The 4337-nt window shown below is 65.5% G+C and carries 4 protein-coding genes; all 4 read right to left on the bottom strand.

Annotated elements, in window-relative coordinates:
• The coding region (wecB, locus tag AC1DYX_RS28345; protein ID WP_477265125.1) for a non-hydrolyzing UDP-N-acetylglucosamine 2-epimerase at positions 1–841 on the bottom strand (841 nt) is incomplete at its 3' end.
• A gap of 77 nt (positions 842–918) precedes the next feature.
• Entirely contained in the window at positions 919–2889 is a 1971-nt protein-coding gene (locus AC1DYX_RS28340; protein WP_477265123.1) for a heparinase II/III family protein, read from the bottom strand.
• A 217-nt stretch (positions 2890–3106) separates the two neighbouring features.
• Positions 3107–3328: a hypothetical protein gene (locus tag AC1DYX_RS28335; RefSeq protein WP_477265121.1), complete on the bottom strand. Its 222-nt coding sequence runs from the start codon at positions 3326–3328 to the stop codon at positions 3107–3109.
• 341 nt (positions 3329–3669) lie between these two features.
• Positions 3670–4337, bottom strand: a 668-nt coding sequence (locus AC1DYX_RS28330) for an ATP-binding cassette domain-containing protein (protein ID WP_477265119.1), incomplete at its 5' end; no start/stop codon positions are given.

Here is a 4337-nt window from a genome sequence, read left to right as displayed (position 1 = left end):
CCTGCAGTCCGCCGCTGTCCGTCAGCACGACGGCCGCATCCTTCCACAGGTTGAGGAAGGCCATATACGCCTGCGGTCCGGCCAGGGTGATGTTCGGGCCCAGGTCGATGCCGAACTTCTCGATGTTCGCGCGGGTACGCGGGTGCACGGGGAAGATCAGCGGCAGGTCGGCCGCGATTTCCTTCAATGCGCCGGCGATGCGTTTGAACATGGCCGCGTCATCCACGTTGCTGGGTCGGTGCAGGGTGACGACGCCATAGCGCTGCCCCGCCGCCTGCCGCCCGGCCTTCCACGCGCTCGTCTCGAAGGCGGACGAGTCCGCGTGGCCCAGCTTGTCGGCCTGGTACAGCACGTTGTCGACCATCACGTGGCCGACGTAGTGGATCGCCGCTTCCTTCTTGCCTTCGCGGCGCAGGTGTTCGACGGCCGACGGTTCCGTGACGAAGAACCAGTCGGAGATGCTGTCCGTGACGAGGCGGTTGATTTCTTCCGGCATCGCCATGTCGAAGCTGCGCAGGCCGGCCTCGACGTGGGCGACGGGGATGTTCAGCTTCTTGGCGACGATCGAGCAGGCCAGCGTGGAATTCACGTCGCCGACGACGAGCACGGCGTCGGGACGTTCCTGGACGCACAGTTCCTCGAAGCCGAGCATGATCTTCGCGGTCTGCTGGGCATGGCTGCCGCCGCCGGCGGCCATGAACACGTCCGGCTGCGGAATGCCCAGCTCTTCGAAGAACACGTCGTTCATCTCGCGGTCGTAGTGCTGGCCGGTGTGGATGATCTTGTACGCCGGCGCATCCGCACGTGCCTGCAGCGCGCGCACGATCGGTGCAATCTTCATGAAATTGGGGCGGGCGCCTGCGACCAGATAAATAAGCATTTGAAACAATCCCTAAATGTAATTATGGAAAAACGGTGTTAGAAAAACGTTATTGTAAACTTGCACTCGACCGGGACGGCGGACGATACGGTGCTGATCTTCAGAACATCGCACGGTTGCCTGCTTTCATAGGAGCGCGAGTACCAGCCGAGCGGTGGATTTTCATTGCCACGCACCAATTCCAGCTTGAGGTCCGCGCCGTGCGCGTGCATCTGCAGCGCGAAGCGTTTGCCCCGTACGTGCAGGCCGGAACTGTTCAGGCGGGTATCCAGGTTGGGCGCGAAATGCCAGAACAGCTCGACCTGGTGATGTTTCTTGGCGGCGATCTCGTCGCGTACGGTCAGCGTGGCGCTGGCGGCGTCGAAGCGGACACTGCGCATGTGCCGCACAGGATCCGCCAGGCGCTCGTAGCCGTCGTGCGAGCCGCGGAAGTCGAATTCGTGCGGCGATCGCGGCATGCGCTCGATGGCGGCCCGCGCCTTCTTGATCCACATGAAGCGCCCGCCCGAGACCGACTGGTCGAGGCCGTCGATGCGCACCGTGTTGTGCGCCGACGTGCCGCGGAAGTAGTCGCGCCACTTGTGTTCCTGCCAGTACGAATACGTGCCCGGATCGACGAGGCATTCCTCGCCGCCCACGGACAGGGTCAGCGCCAGCGCGTCCGCATGGGCATGCGCGGCGACGCCCAGGTAGCCGAGCGGGCCGCAGTCGACCATGCCCTTGATCTCGTTCGGCTCGCCGAAGTGCGAACCGAACAGCAGATAGCCGCCGTCCGGGAAGGCCCAGCCGGTGTCCGACTCGTGCGGGTCCGCTTCCGGCCGCTTGCCGGGCAAGGTGTGCAACAGCCAGCGCACGCCTGGGTGGGTCGCCGGCATGCGGCGCAGCACGGCATCGCCCAGTGCAAGCAATTGTTCGGTGCGGTCGCTGCCGGGGGCGTCGAGGCGGAATACGATGCCGTCGTCGGCGTCGCCCACCATCGGCACGTGGCCGCCCACGTCGCGCACGGAGCGCAGGAAGCGCAGCGCGCGCTGCAGGCTCGTCCAGTAGCTGCGCGAGAACGGATGATCGCAGGCCTGGCCGACGAGGCCCGCCACGAACAGGAATTCGGACGAGAACACGTGGTACGCGAAGGCCTGCTCGCGGTTCACGCCATCGCGCGAGAACTGGGCCTGGGCCTCGTGTTCCAGCTCGCGCCGCGCCTGCTCCAGCCATGCGCCGGACGCATTCCAGCATGGCCATACCGACGCGCCCACGTACAGGCCGGCCAGTTCGCCGATCAGGTGATTGTTGGCCGCCGAATGGCGGGATAATTGGCGCGCGATCGCGCTGCAATGGGCGTGGATGCTGTCCAGCCAGTCGGCACGCAGGCGCTGCCCCTCGTCGCCGGCGAACAGGTCGCTGCCCTCTCCGCCGATCAGCTGCCACACGAGGCCCCAGTTGATGAGGCGGATGCCCAGTTCCAGCGAGCTCGTCCAGTTGGGACCGACGAGCGGCGGACACTGGTCGAGCCAGCTGCGCAACTGCTGGTGCAGCGCATGCAGCCAGGCGACGTCGCCCGTCACGGTCCAGGCCTGCGCCAGGCGCACGAGGTGCAGGTGCCGGTTCAGCTCCCACACGTGCTTGATGTCGCCGACCTGTTCGCGGTTCGTGATCGTGATGTCCCCGGCATAAATGGCGGGACCGGTGACGCCGCTGTCCGGATCGCGGTTCCATACGGGCGGCACGCCGACGTCGAACCTGCGGTTGGCGAACAGGACGACGAGGCCGGCGCAGATGCTGTCGGCGTCGGCCAGCAGCATGTCACGTTCGGCGGGCGCCAGGGTCGGGCTGCCGAGGTCGGGCCCGATGCGATTGAACGTCCTGGCGCGCGGCAGCGGCGGCGCGGCACGCGCGCGCATCCGCTTCGCCACGCGCGTCGCGGCCGCCTGCCGGATCCGGTAGCCGACCTCGGCCACGGACATGCAGCGCAAACGGTTGACCAGCCAGACCATCCCTGTCGCTTCGCTCATCATTGTGCCCCCGCCAGTTCACGGTAGATCGCGGACAGTGCCCGCATACCACCTCGGTTGAGTAATGTTGTTCGATGGTTGCGCGCGCTGGTTCCGCCAGCCGGTCGCGCAGGGTTTCGGGAATACCGGGCGGGCAAGCCAGCCGGGCGGCCAGCAGGACGAGGAACTTGCGCAGGAAGCCCACATGCGACCGTCAGCCCCCGTGGCGCGGTGGCTTTCACGCGTGCGCCCCTTCGGCCGTCGTCCCGATCTGTGCTGGGTCTTCCAACGTGTCAGCCCTTATAAATTGGACAATATTTCGATAATACATCATCATTTTCCCGCTGTGCGCACGCTTCAATGCCCGAGCGCGCATCACGACGGAATCGAAGCGTTCCAGCGCATCGGCATGGCGGCCGATCGTGTCGTTCGACAAATGGTACGAGGACGTCATCAGCATGACGCCAACCGGGTCGCGGGACCAGTAGCGGCCATCTCGTGGGTAATCGGGGCCCCGTCAGGAATTTCTTATGAGTTTTTGCAACATTGTTACCAGAATAGCATACGTACGATGGGTTTTACGTATGACGGTCCTCGAAAGGCGAACTCGGCAGCAAGCAGCCTGTTATTTAACAATGCGAGGAAGATACGTCGGGCGGCAGCGGATCACGCACGACGGACAGGATGGAACGGCATGCCACGGGCGACGGCAGCCGTCGTGGCATGACGGCCGATTGCCGGCTCATGTCGCTTCGTCAACGGGCGCCCGGCCGCGCTTGCGGCGCTGCGCCGACGCAGGCGTCATTCGCCCTTCGCGCGCGCTTCGAGGCGTTCCCAACGCTCCAGGGCATCGAGGAGCAGTTCCTCGATGTCGGCGTAACGCGCATTCATCCTGCGACCGTCAGCGGGATTGGTCTTGTAGAAGTCGGGCGCATTCAGCTGTGCCGTGATCGCCGACTGCTCGTCTTCGAGGCTGGCGATGAGCTGGGGCAGTTCCTCCAGTTCGCGCTGCTCCTTGTAGCTCAACTTGACCTTCTTGCCCGACGCGCCCTGTGCGCTGGCGGAGGCATCCTGGGCTTTCGCGGGGCTCGCCCTGGCTGCCGCCGCCGCGGCTGCGGGTGCGGAAGGGGCCGTGGCTTTCACGCGTTCCCAGTCGCTGTAGCCGCCGACGTACTCGCGCCACATGCCCTGCCCTTCGGACACGATGACCTGGGTCACGACGTTGTCGAGGAACGTGCGGTCGTGGCTGACGAGGAAGACGGTGCCGGCATAGTCCGTCAACAATTCTTCCAGCAGTTCGAGCGTGTCGATGTCGAGGTCGTTGGTGGGTTCGTCCAGCACGAGGCAGTTGGCCGGCTTGGCGAACAGGCGCGCCAGCAGCAGGCGGTTGCGCTCGCCGCCCGACAGCGATTTCACGGGCGAGCGCGCACGCTCGGGCGCGAACAGGAAGTCGCCCAGGTAGCTCATCA

The sequence above is a fragment of the Massilia sp. P2_C2 genome, assembly GCF_056404615.1.
This window is presented reverse-complemented; position numbering and strand designations above follow the sequence as displayed.